The sequence below is a fragment of the Pseudomonas sp. PS02302 genome (assembly GCF_029959585.1).
Classification (GTDB): domain Bacteria; phylum Pseudomonadota; class Gammaproteobacteria; order Pseudomonadales; family Pseudomonadaceae; genus Chryseomonas; species Chryseomonas aestiva.
The window spans coordinates 66,437-81,362 of the sequence record NZ_JASCON010000003.1 but is presented as its reverse complement, the minus strand read 5'-3'; the positions used below and the strand labels follow the sequence as shown (position 1 = coordinate 81,362).

Sequence of the window (14,926 nt, the reverse complement as noted above, 5' to 3'; positions counted from 1 at the left end):
GGCCGCAGATCTACCAACCGCCTCACGGCGGACAACCCACCAGGGGACATACCTCCCTGGTGGGGGGTGTGTCTCCTCCTTACCGGAGGCATACCATGCAACTTGCGCTTTCTTTCACCGAAAGCTCGTTTTGCGAATTTCCCTTACCGCAGCGCTTGCCCAGGCCGCGGGTCAAACGGGCGCCTCGCAAGACGAACACCGCGGTTGATATCGAGCAGCTGTATTTCGACCTGCTGGCCATTCCGGACAGCGAGGTCGACACCTACGTCTGGACTGACGCGGATATCGATCGCGTTCGCGAATACATGCTGCATCACGCGCTGGGCGTTCTGCTGGACCGGCGCAATTCGCTGGCGTCTCGCCAGGAGCATTGGGCCTGGGTGATGGACGAGGAGGACTTCGGTCCCTTCTCGTTCAAGACCTTGGCCTACTTCGCCGGCGTCGACAGTGAGTTGCTGCGCGAGGGGTTGGTTCGAACCCTCACCAAGCACCAGGTCCTCGAGCAACTGACGGTGTGATTGCTTGACACCTCCCCCCTCACCGGGGGAGGCTTTTTCTCGAGTCTCATGGGCAGAGCGCCAGGCTGCGCCGATCAGATTCTCCTCGACCTCTGTTGGTCGAGAGATACCCAGCTGGAGGTTTCCAGCACCTATCGTTCCGGCCCGTCCGGAGCATCACACCCTTGGGGGCACGTTCCCCCTCGGGGTGACGTGTCTCCTCTCTACGAGGAGTTCACCATGCGTTATCTACCCACCCAGTCACCTGTAGTCGATGCCCTGCTGTTTCCCTATCGTGCTCCGGAGGCCTATCGCACCCGGGCGGATTACGAGCAGCTTGATCGGCTTCAGCGTGAAGCACTGCAAGACCGGCAGCGCGAATTCGCGCAGCGCCTTCGCGGGGTCATGCAAGACGGGCCCTGCTCGCTGCGAAGCTTCCCTTCGCATGCAGCAGACACCGCCTGGCAGGACTTGCCGCGGTTCCTTCACGCTGCGCAGTTCATCCCGTTTGAAAGGTCGACCCCGGCTGCCGGGCAGGACTATTTCGCGGCGCCGCCGGCGAGCCTTGCTGACTATGAGGGCTTCGACGTCGGCGAGGATCTGCCGGTCTCCGATGAGGCACCTGCTGCCCCGCCCAAGGCGGAGCGGCGGGCCACGCCATCGCCGGTATCTTCGGACGTGATCGATTGGTCCGGCGCCAAGGAAGGGGTAGTGAAGCGGCACGGCCGCTATCGCTACCGCTTCGAGAAAAATTCGTCATTCTCCTACCTGGTCCATCTGGACACCGGTGGTCTTGTTTGGGGAATCGAGCTGCAGCAGGTCGTCAATGAGCTGAACATCGAGGTTGGTGATCGGGTACAGCTCAAGCGCATGGGAAAGGAAACTGTCGAAGTCGACGAGAGAATCCTCGACGCCGATGGCAACCCGACCGGCACACGCAAGAAGCACGTCACGCGCACCATTTGGCGTGGCCGCATTCTGCAGAAACACGCCTGATCGCCACCGGCGACACCGGCATCAACCAACTCCCCCTTGCGGCCTTTCTCCCGCAGGGGGAGGGGCCGCTCTCTACCTTGGAGCTTCCCCATGACGATTACCCAAACGCTGCCATCTGCTGAGCTCAAGCGAACCATGCTGAACCTTCGGGTCCGCTGGCGCTCGAGCTACCAAGGCCGCCATTCGTTCGACTGTTTCCTGGACGGCGCGTCGTGCCGGTTTGAGGTGCAGACCGAGCGCAGGACGCGCGCCGCATACTCGAATTGCTCGCCTGAGGAATTCGAGCGTGACGTCAACGGATCGGTCGGGCTGGTGCGTTGCGGGTTGCCGCTGTCGCTCGAAGCCGTCGCCGGGTTCAACCGGTCACGCTACGACGAATACAAGGCGCAGATCGATCTGATCCTGGCTCAGCCTGAGAAGTATGGCCACTACACGCCGGAGCCGTTTCAAGTGTACTTAGGCGGGGTGTGGAGCAAAGAGGCCGGCTGGTCTCGCCTCCACACGTTCGATGAGGTGCTGGCCGTCAGTGGCATCCCGGCTAGCGAAGCGGTAGACGGTACGCAACACCCTTAACCCACTGCGGGATCACCCCGCACTGGGATGGTCCCGCTCCCACCAAGGAGCAAAACCATGAATACCCATCAAGCCCTGCTGGTTTGTCAGCTGCTACTCAAGCGTGCAGGTTCGCGCGTGCGCCTCCGGCAGCCCTCGCATTGCGGGACTGATTTCTGGTCCTTCACCGTCGTCGGCCGTGGTCGCCTCGGCAACCGCATCGTGGTCCCGTTCGTCCATAGCTTCCAAGGCTATCGGATCCTGGGAATCCTCGATCAGACGGGCCGCAACGCTCGTTGGGGCGGCCTTGGCCAGGCGCTTACCGGATGCCGCCAGCTGGCGCACTACGGTGACATCGGCCAGGTGGTCGTCCGTTTCGGACAGCCTACGCTGCTCAAGGAGTATCACCTGGGTTCGCCCGAGGCGATCCCACGGCTGTCGCCGACGCTGCGCAAGCTGCTGACAACAGCGCCCGCAGCCGATCAGCTGATCGTGCGGGACCGCCACACCGGTGACGACGTGGTCACCAGCACGCTGCCCGGGGAGGAGGTTGCTCAGATGCTGAGCAGCTGCCTCGCCGGCACCGCGGTTGCAGCGCCGGGCAACGCTTCCCAGCTGATCGCTGAGTTCGGTCTGGACCTGTGCTTGGGCACCGGGACTGACCGTGGCATGTTGCTATCCAGAGAGACGCTACGGCGGACGCGTTCCGCCCTGCTGACTGTTGCGTGATACACCTGCCCCCACCCGGGGGCGGGCTTACTACCGAGTCTTTTGAGCAAGCGAAGGCTTGCTGAGCAGACTTCTCCGTCATCGATGTCGATGCCGGGAAAGCCAGCTGACGCCTAGTCAGCACACCACCAACCCAGCGCGGGGCTGCATGATCCCGCGTGGGGATCATGGCCTCGCTTCAAGGAGCAGACCATGAACGAACGTACCCTTCACACCCTCATCGCCGCTCTGCGTTTCTGGCAGCTGCACGAGGGCCAGCATCCAGCGCCTTTGGTGGATATGGCCAGTAACGACGGTGAGGTCGACCCGCTTTCCTCCAAGGAGATCGACGACCTCATCGAGAACCACCTGAACGCAGGCGGCGCCGACCCGGATTCCTGGTTGAGCGTTAAAAGGGAGGGATTTGGTGTCGCTGTCCTTTTGAAGGACGGCATGCCCACTCTCATCCAAACCGCTGGTTTGCCGGCCGGAGCGCGCGTAAAGGTGTTCAATGAGGTTCACCTCTACGATCTATGCCTGTATGACGATGGCGAGTTGAAGACCCTCGTCGTGCCCACCGGCAACGACCGCATCCATGTCAAAGACGTTACGCCCGATCTGGTACAGATCGACAGCGTCGACGACCTGATGCATCTCGCAACGCGGTAGGTCTGGCGCGCCTGTGCGCGTGCAGGAGGCCTTGCCTCTCATGCGTAGCGCCGGCTGCAGCTACACCCAATACCCCGATCGCGTGATGAGCGTGATCGGCTAATTCAGCGCGTCCTCTCCGGCGTGTTCTGAAATTCAACCCTAGCGGGCATCCATGCCCGCTAGGGGCGTGCGTGCCCGCCTCTTCCGAGGTGAATGCATGACCATCATTCTTCAAGCCGCGAGGCTGTTGGGACCACGCCAGATCGGCCGACGCGCGAGCGTCACCACCGATACCATGAAGATCCTGCTGTGGGAGCTTTCGGACGGTGCGGTTCTGGAGCTTCATCGCGAGGTGGCGCCCGGGAGGCGGCCGCGCTTCACCCTGGTTCGAGAGCGAGGTGATCGCTTCGACGACCTGCTGGTGTACTACGAGCGCGGGCGCGCCCGGGTCTTCAGCCCCAACCGCTACGCAGCTGCGTAGACGTTCCCCCTCTGGTCGCTTCGGCGTCCAGAGGAGGGCTTTGCTGGCGTCGGCCCAGCCGCTTCGCTATAGTCGGAGCGCGCATCGACGCCTGAGCTGGCAGCCCAGCACCCATCCTGATCCGTTCGAGATGGCTTTCCCAAGCCCAGCTTGCGAAAGCGATCTTTTCTGTCCCCGCATGTGCGGTGGCAGATTCCTCAGCTGACCTGGTCAGCATCTCACCCACCTGCGGGGCTACTGGCCCTGCAGGGTCATAGCCTCGCTTCACTCTGGAGCGATCGGCATGAACCTCTACCACTGCACGTTTGAAATGGCTGACTACCGGGTATCTGCCCAGGTAGCTGGTTCGAGCACGGTCGACGCGGCGAGTCGCTTCGTCGTGTCTCCCTTCGGCAAACGGCTATTTCGCCACATCGCACCGCGGGCATCGGCGGCCGGTTCCATCATCGGCTTCTTCGATGGCAGCCGGTACGTGATGGCCTTACCGCTGTGGCGCACTCCGGCGCGCGATCAGTTCGGCAAGCCCCGGTGCCTTGTCTCGGCCTGGAGTCTCACGACTCAGGCCGTCGACGACCTTTGCTTCGATGCTTCGGCGGTTGCCCGTCGCAGCGTCTGCGTTTCCTAACCCCTGGGTGGCCATGTCCCCCTCGGGGCATGACCACCTCCTACTCTCGGAGATAGTCATGAAACTCACCTACACCTGCTCGCTCGTTTCCCGCGGTTTCAAACTGGTTAATCAAGCTGTCGGTTACGACATGCAAGATGCCGCCAGGCGGTTCCTAATGGACGGCATGGGAGCGTTGGCGGTCCAGCGGTTCAATATCGGCATCGTCGAGGACCTTCAACGCATTCCTGCGGCGCACAGCTTGGATCCATTCATCCTGAGCGGTGGCGTCGGTACGCAGCAGCCTTGGTCCCTGACGGTAGCCCAGCAAGGCGAAACCGGTACGGTCAATGTCCTGGTTCGCTACAACGACGACGGAGAGGTCTTGGTCGAGGCAGACAGCCCGATCAATCTCTTCTTCCTGCAGGATGGCGATAGCGACTTCGATAGCGAGGAGGAACCGGAGACCTGCGTCTCGGTGGGTAGCCTCGATCTCTACGTCCAGCGCATCGTGTGCAAACCCACCGATGTCACCGAGCTTTTGGCGGCGTTCAGCCACGTGCCTCCAAAAGGCTGAACAACAACTCAACCCTATCGGGGCATTACCCCCGATAGGGGGTGTGCCTCCTTCAACTGGAGCACATCATGAAATTCCCTAACTCGATCCTGTCTTTCCCGGACCGTGGGCCGTGGGGCAACAGCCGCTACCGCGGCAACTGCAGTGGTCACGTCATCCAGGGCTTCTTCGCCACCTATCACCGGCGCAAGGACGGCCTGGCGTTCGATCCCAGCATTGGCGGAGGCACCTCGGTCGAGGTGGCTCAGGAGATGGGGCTGCGTTTCAAAGGTACCGACCTGCACCAGGGCTTCAATCTGCTGCTGGATGATCTGCAGACGTTCCTGGGCGAGGAGGCACATTCGTGCTTCTGGCACCCGGCGTACCTGGACATGATCCAGTACAGCGGGAACGTCTGGGGTGAACCCAACCGGTGGGACATGAGCCGCATGGCGATGAGGGAGTTCGTGGAGGCGCTGGAGCTGGCCTTGATGAACATCCACGACGCTATGGAGCGCGGCGGTACCTACGGCATCTTGATGGGCAACCTGCGCCGGCAGGGGGAGTACTTCAATCTCTCCTCGCTGGTGGAGCGGGTCGCGCCCGGCAAGCTGATCGATGAGCTGATCAAGGCGCAGCACAACTGCGTGTCTGACCGGCGAACCTATGGCGGCAACGTCGTACGCATCGCGCACGAGAAGCTGCTGGTCTTTCGCAAGGAGCGCGGTTCACTGCATTTCCTGGCCAAGGTCCAGCAGCGCGCTCAGGCCATGCAAGGCATCACCTGGCGCGCCGCAGTGCGTCGGTTGCTGCAGGGTGGCAAGACGCTGCACCTCAAGGAGATCAACACGCAGCTCGAGGCCTTCGCGGCTACCCGAGCGAACAACCATTGGGAGGCCAAGATTCGGCAGGTCGTCCAGGACGAGCGCTATTTCGAGCGCGTCGCGCCTGGCACCTATCGACTCGCGGCATGACGATCTCGCCCCCCACCAGCCTGGCGGAGGGGGGCAGAGACCGCTTCGGCAAGAGCAGCTTGCTCAAGCGGTTTCAGGCAGACCCATGGTGGTCTGTTTTGAAAAGCTGGTACCACCAGCACTTACTAAACCGACGGGGTTTAACAACCCCGTCGGGGCGTTGTTATCCCGTCACAACCGGAGATAACAATGTTGAAAAAAATAGGTCTATTGGGCGCATTCGTCGCCCACGTGCTCGTAGGGGTGCTGTTCTTTCTGATCCTGGCTTCGGCCGCCTTGCTGCTCGCTTGGTTTACCCACCAGGTCGGCACATTGGATTACGGAAAGCCGCTCGTCCCTATTCTTACAGTGCTCGAAAAAGCGGTTCTCTACGGTGACTGTGCGTTTTTTCTGTGGTGGGTGATAAAATCCACCATCAAAGCGTGCAAGAACCTAGACTAAGATCAATTGATGGGTTGCCTGGCAGCCCTTTAATAGGACATCACCAGAGGAAACAGCTATGAGTGAGTTCATTCGTGGCTTCAAGCGCGGCGCAAGAGAGACCATGTACGGCTACTGGGCGCCCGCCGTGGCTTTGTGGAGACTGCTGTCGAGCACTACGGACGATCTGATCCGGAAGGCGAACCAGGCAGAGAAATAGAGCTTTCCTTCTACATCAGCGGCGGTCCAGGCTTGCCTGCGCCGCTGCACCCGTTCCTCTTGCTGGGAACGCCGATGTCGATGCAGGGCCCTCGTGGCTCTGGATCGACGGATCGGAAACCGTTTCGCAAAGCAGGCCTTTGCAAAGCGGTTTCAGCGTGGCCAATGGTGGCCGCGTCGAAAGGCAGCTGATCCTCTATCAGCACATCGATAAACCCTGGCGGGAGCTCTCCCGCAGGGACTGGTCTCGCCCTCTACCGGAGAGACCATGGAAGTCACCGCACCCCACCTTGCGAACTATCTCTACTCAGGCTTCGTCTCGACGTTTTCCGACGTTGAGCGTGAACGGCTCTGCCAGGTGTATCCCTGGGCCAGAATCAACTTTGCCGAAGGAGAGGTGGATGTCCACACGAGCTTTCGCGCCCGCCTTACGGATGGGCGCACGTTGCTGTGTTTGTTCCCTGAGGCCCTTGGCGATCACGTGCTGATCGTCGACACGCCAATGGAGCTGCTCAAGCAGACCCTGATACCGCTCGTGTCCATCGAACGCATCATCTACTCATAACCTCACCCAGCCGGGCCTAGTCCCGGTAGGGACACGGCCTGGCTCTACCAAGGAGCTAGACCATGAATCACAAAAACGCGGTACGTCCCTGTGCCGAAGCGGATGCCCTGAAGCTCGTGCAATCGCTGCGCGCGCTCGACGCCAAACAGCTGCTGCAGGCGGCCGTCGAACGAGGGCTGACCTTCGGTGACTGCATCAACGCTTTTGGCGTGACGCGTGAGGAAAGCGCGTTCGTAAGGGCTGCGCAGAGGGCGCCGGATGACGACATCGAGTTCGACGACCTAACCGTCGTTGCCCGAAGCGAGCGCGGTGCTTTTGTGCACTGCTGGCACTTCGTGCCGAATGCCGCGGCCGGGATTCCTGAGCCGTCGGTGATGCTCGAGGAGTTGCTTCGCTTCGCCTCCAGCATTGAACAACCTCAAAGCATGCGATTGCAGATGTTGAGGGGAGCGATGGCGCAGGTCATGGAAGCCGTGGATGAAAAACTCGATGAGCTTGAGGGCGTACCGTGTGAGGTCTCGCCCATGCGCATTGAGTTTGGGCCCTACGCTCTGGACATCCTCCCTTCTGCCCTCGTCATCGAGTTAGTGAGCGGCGCGAAGGCCATAGGATTTTCGGGTGTTTTAGCTGAGGCACTGCTGAACTGGATCGATTATCAGGGCAACCTGCTCGACCAGTTGGCTGCCGAGATGTTTGTGGCCGCCGCCTGAATCCAGGCCGCGCTGTAAGAATCTTTCACGCGATCATGCGATCGGTGAAGACGATGTAGCTGAGCATCTTCCTTCAGCACTTCAACCCACCGCGGGGATCTCTGTCCCCGTGGGGCAGGGGTCTCTGCATTTTCGATGGAGGCCTGTTATGGGAGACCATAGCAAGAAAGACCCTGCTGTCCGCGTTCCCTGGTACCACCCATTGATGCACTTTGCCGGCCATAGCTTGGTCGGTACCGGCATCTTCCTCATCGTCGCCATGCCGGCGGTGCTGCTGGGATACCTGGTGCACAAGCTGCGGGAGTACAACGTCGCTGAGTTCACGCTCACGGTGCTGTTCTTCCTCGAGCACACCATCCTGGTGGTCGATGCTTTGCTGTTCCTGTCCTACCTGGGCTTCACGTCCTGGAAGGCATTCAAGGAGATCAAAGATGATCACTGAAGGCTCGAAGGTAAGAAGAGCGGTAGCGGAGTTCATCACGGCGGCCCGCGAGGCGCCGCGCATCTACTTCGCTCCGTTACGCGGGGCTATAACCGGTGTCACTTTGCAGTGGCGACAGCTGCAAAACTGCCACCAAAACAGTGGCACAAAGCCGTTGTGATGGCACCAGCCCGGGCGTATGCTCGGGACATGTACTGGCGAGGAGCCGACCATGTTCCGACATCACCTGGTGCGTTTCTTCAAAACCTTCGCTGCTGAGTTCGTCAGCGCTGCTAAGCAGGCGCCGGCGATCTACTTCGCACCCCTGCGGGGCGCGATCAATGCGGTAAAGGCGCAAGCCCGCAAGGCTTGAGCGTAATCCTGGCCAGCCTCTCTTCCGGGAGGCTGTGCTTTCACCGATAGACGTATCAGCGGGCCGCAAGGCCTTTCCCCACGGGACTTATGCTCCCGATGGGGGCAGGGTCCCTCCCAACCAGGAGGTGCACCATGGCCGAGATCATCAATCTGGTGATTGTCGTTCTCGATCTGCTTCTCTGAAGCGATCACTCAAGCGAGTCCCCGCCCACACGGCGGGGCTTGCCTTGAGTCTACTGCGGAGTGCCCATCAGGCAGCCCACAGTGGATTCTCGATGGCGCCATGGTGCGCTTTCGCGATGCAGCAGCTGAGCTCTTCAGCACCGGCCTTTCGTTCTGATAGGCCAACCCTCAACCCGCGCGGGCTTCGTCCCCGCCGGGGCCGGACTCCGCGCTTACCGGAGATCCAGGAATGTCTATCACCACCGCGCTTACCACCATGATGGCCCGCCAGCTCGACAAGCTTGGCTATCCGTCTGACGACGTGCGCTTCTCCCTCGGCTACTGCCAGGGAGACGGCGCAAGCTTCACCGGTACGCTCGACATCAAAAAGCTTGGCCCGCGCCTGGTACCGGAGATTCTTCCGGCGATCTGGAGCGAGCTCAAGGAAAACGCTGACCAGGACGAGGAGCTCACGCTGTCTCGAGGTCCAGGTCGCTATGTACACGAGCGGTCGACGTCCTTGAGTGAGTCTGCGCGCAGCGTCGAAGGCACTGCCGCGGACGTCTACGGCAGCCCAACTCACAAGGTAGCCTTCTACCGCTTCATGAAGGCCCTGGAGGAGGATGTCGTGTCCACCGGGGCGATGCTAGCGCGTATGGGCTATTCGCTCTCTGAGTGCTACATCGAGGAAACCGAGGATCTGCGGATCTTCAAGCTCGATCGCTTTCGTGTGGAGCTCAGCGCCTTCAAGGATGAATCCTACGACCCGTTCGAGTCGGAGACCACGAACGAGGAGTTTGATGAGCGGGTTGCTCAGGTCCTGAAGGGCGATCTGCGCTTCTGCGCACTGGAGGCCAAGGTCTACCTGGTCACCAGTGAAGAGGAGGGTGGCGACATCCTTCTCGCCGGCAAGCACGTCTACGGCGTAGAGCTTCCGGAAGGTCGGCGCGTTTGCTGCGCCGGCCGCGAGCTCATTCACGAAGCTATCGGTACTGCCCGTCAGTACCTCAACTCGCTGTCCCTACCGCGCCTGCGGCAGGCAGCCTGATCCAACCAACCCCAGGGGGGCTTATCCCCCTCTGGGGGCGAAGTCTCTCTGGACCACTCCCCAGCGCCGGGGCTTCCCCAAGCTCCCGTCTCGGGGGTTTCGGGAAGCCCCGGTGCTGGGCTTTACCTGGAGGTCCATGATGAGAAATTTGAAAGCGAGTGTGGTGCGTGACGCGGCAAAGGTGCGGGGCTGGGATTCCATCCTGGAAGATCTATGCCCTGAGATCGATGCACGCGCATTCAGCAAGGTGGGGCGCCATGTCGCCTGCCCTGTGCACGGCAAGACTGGGCGCAAGGGCGATGGCTTCCGCTTCTTCCGCAAGGACTTTCACGAGTCCGGCGGCGGTATCTGCAACACCTGCGGTGCGTTCCCGGATGGCTTCGCGCTGCTGCAGTGGCTCAAGGGTATCGACTTCGCTGATGCGGTATCTCTGGTGGGTGACCGCCTGGATATCCGCTCTACCGATGACGAGAACGTGCAGGAGCGTGTCAACCGGCAGAGCCTGCCCCAGCTTCAAGCCCGGCGCGAGGCCGCGGCCGCGAAGCAGGCGGAGGAGGACACGATGCTGCGCAACCGGCTGAACAAGATGTGGGCGGAGACCATCCCGCTGACTCATCCTGATGCCGAGCCCGCGCGGTTGTACCTGGCCAGCCGCAAGATCCTGATCTGGGATCGCAGCGGCCTCGAAGGCACGGTGCGGTTTCACCGGGGCCTGGCCAGCCACAACGAAGATGGGCGCTTTGAAGGCGAGTACCCGGCGATCGTCGCCAAGGTCTCGAAGGCGAAGATGCCAATCACCCTGCACCGGCACTTTCTCACCGCCCGCGGCGAGAAGGCACCGGTGGAGAACCCGAAGAAGATGTGCGCCTATCCCAGTGATCGTCAGGTCACCGGTGGCGCGATCTGCACCGGGCAGTGGGATGCCCCGGTCGTCGACCTGTGCGAAGGCCTGGAGACTGCGTTTGCGATCGAAACAGGGATGGATCTTGCTGTTCGGGTTTACCCGGCGGTGAGCGCCACCTTGCTGGAAGCGTTTGAGCCTGGGCCGTCGACCAAGCTCGTTCGCATCTGGATCGACAAGGACCGGTCAGGTCGTGGAGAGGAAGCTGCCAAGGTGCTGCGCAAGCGGCTCTGGGAGCGGAACATCCAGCTGCAGGTCTTCGTGCCGCCGCTTCCCATTCCGGAAGGGGCCAAGGGCGTCGACTGGAATGATGTGCTGTTGCAACTGGGGCGGATGGGCTTTCCGCAGTCGGCGAGGAGGGCAGTTGCGTGAGCAGTTACCTCTTCGATCCGCGGATTGTGCCCACGGCACCAGGTAGCCACGGTATCGACCCCTTCGCGCCACCGGCAACGTTTGCCGGCGGCCCGGAGGAGTACCGCGCGCTGGTCAGGGATCGGTACCGGGAGCACTACGGCCGGTACCGGATCCTGCTGCACGTAAAGGCTGCAGAGGAGGGCGCCACACTGACCTTCCTCGGGCCCTACGCGGCAGAAGCACAACTCATCATCAACACCTTGTTCGGTCAGACCGAGCATCCTGAAAGGGTCAGCGCACGCTGACCCTTTTTTTTCGTCTGGCGATCAGCCTGGGCGCCTTTCGTCTCGCAAGGCACGCGCCGGTTGCCAGGTAGCTGGTCCGTTTAATACTGTATAAAAGAACAGCCCCATGGGACCTGTGGAGATGGCCCGCACCTCACCGCCGGCGTTGACGCCCTATGACCAGCTCGCCGCACGGGTTCACAGGCAAGTCATGAGTGCGCCTGGCGTCCGAGAAAAGCACGTCCACGTTGAGCGACGCGACGCGCGAGATCAGGACTGGGATCAGCTGCTCGAGGCGATCAGCGAGATGGAGGGCGTCATCATTGCCCATCGCGATGACGGTAGCGTCGACCTGTTCTGGAAGGTCAGCTACGACGAGTTCTAAGTGATCGTATGACGCGCTGGCAGGTTCGACCCAGAACCGCGCTAGAATCGGCGTTTGCAATTTTCAAAAGGCATGGAGACTAGGTTCCAGTTACCTGCCGAGATCCAAACGATGACCTATAAAGTTTGCAAAGTGAGCACTGCGGCCACGGACGTGCCAGGCGTCTATAACGTCCTGTTCAATGGCGACGACCGCTTCTTCCGCCGGATCGAGATCCACCTGAGCCGAGACCTGGGCGACAACGTGCTCGACTTCATCGAGCTCTACGGCCTGTGGTGCGCCCTCGTGCAATTCGAGCTGGCCGGCCACCAGCGTACCTGCGGAAACCTTAAGCTTGTGGTGTCTCGCGGCGCGGTGAAGCGCCTGCTGCTCTCGGACAGCTCCAAGGGCGAGCTCTACGAGACGTCGAACGCGCTGCGCACTCAGTTCTTCGGCCTGAGCGGCATCAGCGTCGAGAAGAACAAGCCCTGGACCCGCGAGGAGCATCTTGCCTTCTGCGTGCAATGGGATGGAACACCCCCTCCGCAGCCGTCGGTGGAGAACCCAGTCTTCGGCAAGATCTATCTGACCCATCACACCCTTGTCGAGTACCTGGACGAGACGAAGGGTGAGTGCAAGCCGGAGAACGTTTTCCCACGACTGGCCCGGGTAGTCCGTGACCTGAATCGCGAAGTGACGCTTCCTCCCGAGGTACTTCGGCATAAGCAGCATCGGCACGCCGGTAACCAGGACGGCGTGCGGTACCTTGGCAGCATGGCGGGCTGGCAGCTCGTGACGAGGCCCGCGTTGGACCAGTCGGGTCTGCTCGCGATCACCGTATACCAGAGACAGGGGTACTGAAGGATCCATGGAAGCAGGGCTCAAGCGATACCTTTCCAAGCTACGGCCGGAGCTGCTCGCGATGGTGCGCGCCGTCGAGCCGGCGCTGTGGGAAACGATTCGCGACGCTTCGGAAGAGGAGCAGGTCGCCGCGTTGGCCAACTCCTACGCGGTCATGCAGGGCATCAGCCACCAGGCCCTCGGGCAAGCAGGCTTTGAGCAAGGCAGCCTGATTCAGCGGCGGGGGGAGCAGCGTATCTACCGCCTGCAGATCATCAAGATCGACTGGGACGCTCGCGGTCGGCCCGAAAGAATCTTTTTCTACGGGCACGACTCCAGCAAGGGCAATGCTCAGATGGATCTGCTTGGCAAAAGCAGTGAGTTCACCAGCATGCGTACTGGACTGTGCATCGACGGACCTGACCTGCTTAGGTTCATCAGGTAACTCCAGGGCGGCGACCGGCGATCGATAGGTGGTGAGGCGTCACCCAGCGAGGCCTCCGAATGGAGGGCCCGCACGTCAGCGGCGCGATCGAATCTGGTTGAGCTTGAACGCGCCTCAACGACGCAGCATGTCCCGCAGTCGCTTAGCCAATGAACAGCCGTGCCGCGACCATAAGCGCCAATCCTGCGCCCAGGGCGAGCACCTGCTTCGCTCGACGGCGGTTCTGCAGCAATTGATGCAGGCCTCGTTCGATCCAAGCTACGGGTGAGGCGCCTCGGGTGACGACGTTGGCGAACTGCATAGCGCCCAGTACGGTGGCCAACGCCATTACCGGGCCTAGCATGGGTACGGCGCGTCCCCACATCCAGACAAACCCCGCGGGCAGCAGGCTGGGAAACACATGGCGCAGCACCAAAACGCCGCTGCCTCTTCGAGTCAGGCGCCGTGGCAACATCCTGGCGCTCATTGCGACATCTGCTGGCGCGAGCAGCCGTGATAGGTCCGTCCACAGGCGCATGAGCCAGGTGGCGGGCAGCACAAACGCCAGGGGCACGACCGCTAGCGGTGCTACGAGCAGTATCCCGAGGCTTTCGCCGAGGGTCTTTTCCGGGTTGGCGATCAGCATGATGGTCAGCGCTAGGGACAGCATCGCCCACAGGTAGACGTAGCCCCAGCGCCAGTAGCCGCGTGGCATCCAGGATCGCCACTCCGCGAAGTAAGGTTGCTGCAGAGCGGCTGGTATCTGGGAGAAGGACGCGATGTCCTCTTCCAACGCTATGCAGGCCTGCCAGTCTTCTGTCGTGAAGCTATCGGCCCACTGTCGCCGGCGGCGGTCGTCCAGGTCGCCGAGCAGGAACCACGCTGCCCGTTGCCCGGCTGTTTTCGCCGGCGCGGCGAGCTGGTCGCGCAAGCTCGCCTCCAGTGCGTAAGCATGGCAACGCCCTACCATCACGGCCCAGCGCTTGACGCTGCAGGGCAGGTGGCCACGCTCTTCGCTCCAGACATTGAGTGCGCATACCCGATCAAAGAAAGCCGGCGTCCAGTGCCCGTCGTTCTCCAATAGCTCGAACACGTCGGCCTGGAACCGGGTCCGGCGGTCGAGTGGTTGCAGCCAGTCGCTTTCCAAGGCCACACGAAGCTGCTTATAGGCCTGCGTCTCGAGGCCCTGCGCGAGGGCCTGACGCATCTGGTCAAGCACCTGGAGGGCGAGCTGGTTGGCCAGCACAGCTTCCTCACGCAGACCCAGGTAGTCGGGCTGGGCCAGGGTCAGCCAGTGGAGATTGGCTTGCGCCCAGGCCAGGGCTTGCAGGTCAGCGCTGTTCAAGCACCGCTGCAGGAGCTGTCGCTGAAAAGCAGCCTCCAGGCCTTCGCGCCTGGCTGTCTCCCAGGCCAGGGTGAGGTCACCCTTGAGCAACCCGGCGAGGCGACTGGTGGCGTCTGGAAGTGGCTGCTCGGATAGGCGCTGGAGGGAAGGCTCTGTGGGCGGTTGTTCTGCTGCGCGCTGGATCGGTTGGACCGGTGCGGCCAGCGGAGTGCCGTCCATCTTAGGCACAGGATCGACCGGCGTCGCTGCTGCGGGGGAGGGTGAGTACACCCATTGAGTGGCCTTGGCCCCTTCGTCCAAGCTTGCCGGCCGACTGAGCTCTGCCAACGCGCACTCGTAGGCCTGCCGCAGGCGTTGAAAGGCTTCCGGATCCGTATCGGGTCGGTGAACCTTCAGGAGACGCGCATAGACGCGCTTGAGATCCCGCTCGGTGGCCGCCTGGGAGAGCTCCAACAGGTCAAGTTTCATGCCTGGC

The 14,926-nt window shown here is 61.8% G+C and carries 22 protein-coding genes; 21 read left to right on the top strand and 1 reads right to left on the bottom strand.

What is annotated here, in order from left to right; all coding sequences use genetic code 11:
• Positions 1-95 precede the first annotated feature (95 nt).
• From QMX82_RS02105 to QMX82_RS02005, 21 genes are all read left to right on the top strand, one after another.
• Positions 96-518, top strand: a complete 423-nt coding sequence (locus QMX82_RS02105) for a hypothetical protein (protein WP_074585472.1) — start codon at positions 96-98, stop codon at positions 516-518.
• A 219-nt stretch (positions 519-737) separates the two neighbouring features.
• A complete protein-coding gene (locus QMX82_RS02100) occupies positions 738-1,493 on the top strand; it encodes a hypothetical protein (protein WP_282281020.1) in 756 nt (251 codons plus the stop codon).
• Positions 1,494-1,583: 90 nt separating this feature from the next.
• Positions 1,584-2,066, top strand: coding sequence for a hypothetical protein (locus tag QMX82_RS02095; protein WP_064307015.1), 483 nt, complete (start codon positions 1,584-1,586; stop codon positions 2,064-2,066).
• Positions 2,067-2,123: 57 nt separating this feature from the next.
• Positions 2,124-2,774 (top strand): hypothetical protein, encoded by a 651-nt coding sequence (locus QMX82_RS02090; RefSeq protein ID WP_064307014.1) that lies wholly within the window; start codon positions 2,124-2,126, stop codon positions 2,772-2,774.
• 192 nt (positions 2,775-2,966) lie between these two features.
• Entirely contained in the window at positions 2,967-3,422 is a 456-nt protein-coding gene (locus tag QMX82_RS02085) for a hypothetical protein (protein ID WP_064307013.1), read from the top strand.
• Between the two features lie 199 nt (positions 3,423-3,621).
• Positions 3,622-3,885, top strand: a complete 264-nt coding sequence (locus QMX82_RS02080; protein WP_064307012.1) for a hypothetical protein — start codon at positions 3,622-3,624, stop codon at positions 3,883-3,885.
• 283 nt (positions 3,886-4,168) lie between these two features.
• Positions 4,169-4,510, top strand: coding sequence for a hypothetical protein (locus QMX82_RS02075; protein WP_064307011.1), 342 nt, complete (start codon positions 4,169-4,171; stop codon positions 4,508-4,510).
• A gap of 58 nt (positions 4,511-4,568) precedes the next feature.
• On the top strand, positions 4,569-5,066 hold the full coding sequence (locus QMX82_RS02070) for a hypothetical protein (protein ID WP_064307010.1): 498 nt from the start codon (positions 4,569-4,571) through the stop codon (positions 5,064-5,066).
• Positions 5,067-5,134: 68 nt separating this feature from the next.
• Complete coding sequence (locus QMX82_RS02065) at positions 5,135-6,019, top strand: hypothetical protein (RefSeq protein ID WP_064307009.1); 885 nt, start codon at positions 5,135-5,137, stop codon at positions 6,017-6,019.
• A 189-nt stretch (positions 6,020-6,208) separates the two neighbouring features.
• Positions 6,209-6,460 carry a hypothetical protein gene (locus QMX82_RS02060; RefSeq protein WP_064307008.1) on the top strand — a complete coding sequence of 84 codons (252 nt, stop codon included), beginning with the start codon at positions 6,209-6,211 and terminating at the stop codon, positions 6,458-6,460.
• Positions 6,461-6,518: 58 nt separating this feature from the next.
• Positions 6,519-6,659, top strand: coding sequence for a hypothetical protein (locus QMX82_RS02055; RefSeq protein ID WP_156522274.1), 141 nt, complete (start codon positions 6,519-6,521; stop codon positions 6,657-6,659).
• Between the two features lie 267 nt (positions 6,660-6,926).
• A complete protein-coding gene (locus tag QMX82_RS02050) occupies positions 6,927-7,223 on the top strand; it encodes a hypothetical protein (protein WP_064307007.1) in 297 nt (98 codons plus the stop codon).
• Positions 7,224-7,285: 62 nt separating this feature from the next.
• The gene (locus QMX82_RS02045) at positions 7,286-7,933 is read left to right on the top strand and encodes a hypothetical protein (protein WP_064307006.1); all 648 of its coding nucleotides are present in this window, start codon (positions 7,286-7,288) and stop codon (positions 7,931-7,933) included.
• Positions 7,934-8,081: 148 nt separating this feature from the next.
• Entirely contained in the window at positions 8,082-8,375 is a 294-nt protein-coding gene (locus QMX82_RS02040) for a hypothetical protein (RefSeq protein WP_064307005.1), read from the top strand.
• A gap of 211 nt (positions 8,376-8,586) precedes the next feature.
• The gene (locus tag QMX82_RS02035; RefSeq protein WP_156522273.1) at positions 8,587-8,727 is read left to right on the top strand and encodes a hypothetical protein; all 141 of its coding nucleotides are present in this window, start codon (positions 8,587-8,589) and stop codon (positions 8,725-8,727) included.
• Positions 8,728-9,141: 414 nt separating this feature from the next.
• Positions 9,142-9,939, top strand: coding sequence for a hypothetical protein (locus QMX82_RS02030; protein WP_064307004.1), 798 nt, complete (start codon positions 9,142-9,144; stop codon positions 9,937-9,939).
• A 139-nt stretch (positions 9,940-10,078) separates the two neighbouring features.
• Entirely contained in the window at positions 10,079-11,212 is a 1,134-nt protein-coding gene (locus QMX82_RS02025) for a DUF7146 domain-containing protein (RefSeq protein ID WP_082900360.1), read from the top strand.
• Positions 11,209-11,499: a hypothetical protein gene (locus tag QMX82_RS02020; RefSeq protein ID WP_064307002.1), complete on the top strand. Its 291-nt coding sequence runs from the start codon at positions 11,209-11,211 to the stop codon at positions 11,497-11,499. The genes QMX82_RS02025 and QMX82_RS02020 overlap by 4 nt, the downstream gene beginning before the upstream one ends.
• A gap of 121 nt (positions 11,500-11,620) precedes the next feature.
• Positions 11,621-11,863 carry a DUF1654 domain-containing protein gene (locus QMX82_RS02015; RefSeq protein ID WP_231893021.1) on the top strand — a complete coding sequence of 81 codons (243 nt, stop codon included), beginning with the start codon at positions 11,621-11,623 and terminating at the stop codon, positions 11,861-11,863.
• Between the two features lie 111 nt (positions 11,864-11,974).
• The gene (locus QMX82_RS02010; RefSeq protein ID WP_231893020.1) at positions 11,975-12,703 is read left to right on the top strand and encodes a hypothetical protein; all 729 of its coding nucleotides are present in this window, start codon (positions 11,975-11,977) and stop codon (positions 12,701-12,703) included.
• A gap of 7 nt (positions 12,704-12,710) precedes the next feature.
• Positions 12,711-13,127 carry a hypothetical protein gene (locus QMX82_RS02005; protein ID WP_064306999.1) on the top strand — a complete coding sequence of 139 codons (417 nt, stop codon included), beginning with the start codon at positions 12,711-12,713 and terminating at the stop codon, positions 13,125-13,127.
• Positions 13,128-13,269: 142 nt separating this feature from the next.
• On the opposite strand, the gene QMX82_RS02000 is transcribed toward QMX82_RS02005, so the two are convergent.
• Entirely contained in the window at positions 13,270-14,919 is a 1,650-nt protein-coding gene (locus tag QMX82_RS02000) for a J domain-containing protein (RefSeq protein ID WP_064306998.1), read from the bottom strand.
• Positions 14,920-14,926 lie beyond the last annotated feature (7 nt).

Coding starts and splice junctions, on each gene's coding strand:
- QMX82_RS02105 (WP_074585472.1), top strand. CDS start 96: ATGCAACTTGCGCTTTCTTTCACCGAAAGCTCGTTTTGCGAATTTCCC.
- QMX82_RS02100 (WP_282281020.1), top strand. CDS start 738: ATGCGTTATCTACCCACCCAGTCACCTGTAGTCGATGCCCTGCTGTTT.
- QMX82_RS02095 (WP_064307015.1), top strand. CDS start 1,584: ATGACGATTACCCAAACGCTGCCATCTGCTGAGCTCAAGCGAACCATG.
- QMX82_RS02090 (WP_064307014.1), top strand. CDS start 2,124: ATGAATACCCATCAAGCCCTGCTGGTTTGTCAGCTGCTACTCAAGCGT.
- QMX82_RS02085 (WP_064307013.1), top strand. CDS start 2,967: ATGAACGAACGTACCCTTCACACCCTCATCGCCGCTCTGCGTTTCTGG.
- QMX82_RS02080 (WP_064307012.1), top strand. CDS start 3,622: ATGACCATCATTCTTCAAGCCGCGAGGCTGTTGGGACCACGCCAGATC.
- QMX82_RS02075 (WP_064307011.1), top strand. CDS start 4,169: ATGAACCTCTACCACTGCACGTTTGAAATGGCTGACTACCGGGTATCT.
- QMX82_RS02070 (WP_064307010.1), top strand. CDS start 4,569: ATGAAACTCACCTACACCTGCTCGCTCGTTTCCCGCGGTTTCAAACTG.
- QMX82_RS02065 (WP_064307009.1), top strand. CDS start 5,135: ATGAAATTCCCTAACTCGATCCTGTCTTTCCCGGACCGTGGGCCGTGG.
- QMX82_RS02060 (WP_064307008.1), top strand. CDS start 6,209: ATGTTGAAAAAAATAGGTCTATTGGGCGCATTCGTCGCCCACGTGCTC.
- QMX82_RS02055 (WP_156522274.1), top strand. CDS start 6,519: ATGAGTGAGTTCATTCGTGGCTTCAAGCGCGGCGCAAGAGAGACCATG.
- QMX82_RS02050 (WP_064307007.1), top strand. CDS start 6,927: ATGGAAGTCACCGCACCCCACCTTGCGAACTATCTCTACTCAGGCTTC.
- QMX82_RS02045 (WP_064307006.1), top strand. CDS start 7,286: ATGAATCACAAAAACGCGGTACGTCCCTGTGCCGAAGCGGATGCCCTG.
- QMX82_RS02040 (WP_064307005.1), top strand. CDS start 8,082: ATGGGAGACCATAGCAAGAAAGACCCTGCTGTCCGCGTTCCCTGGTAC.
- QMX82_RS02035 (WP_156522273.1), top strand. CDS start 8,587: ATGTTCCGACATCACCTGGTGCGTTTCTTCAAAACCTTCGCTGCTGAG.
- QMX82_RS02030 (WP_064307004.1), top strand. CDS start 9,142: ATGTCTATCACCACCGCGCTTACCACCATGATGGCCCGCCAGCTCGAC.
- QMX82_RS02025 (WP_082900360.1), top strand. CDS start 10,079: ATGAGAAATTTGAAAGCGAGTGTGGTGCGTGACGCGGCAAAGGTGCGG.
- QMX82_RS02015 (WP_231893021.1), top strand. CDS start 11,621: ATGGCCCGCACCTCACCGCCGGCGTTGACGCCCTATGACCAGCTCGCC.
- QMX82_RS02010 (WP_231893020.1), top strand. CDS start 11,975: ATGACCTATAAAGTTTGCAAAGTGAGCACTGCGGCCACGGACGTGCCA.
- QMX82_RS02005 (WP_064306999.1), top strand. CDS start 12,711: ATGGAAGCAGGGCTCAAGCGATACCTTTCCAAGCTACGGCCGGAGCTG.
- QMX82_RS02000 (WP_064306998.1), bottom strand. CDS start 14,919: ATGAAACTTGACCTGTTGGAGCTCTCCCAGGCGGCCACCGAGCGGGAT.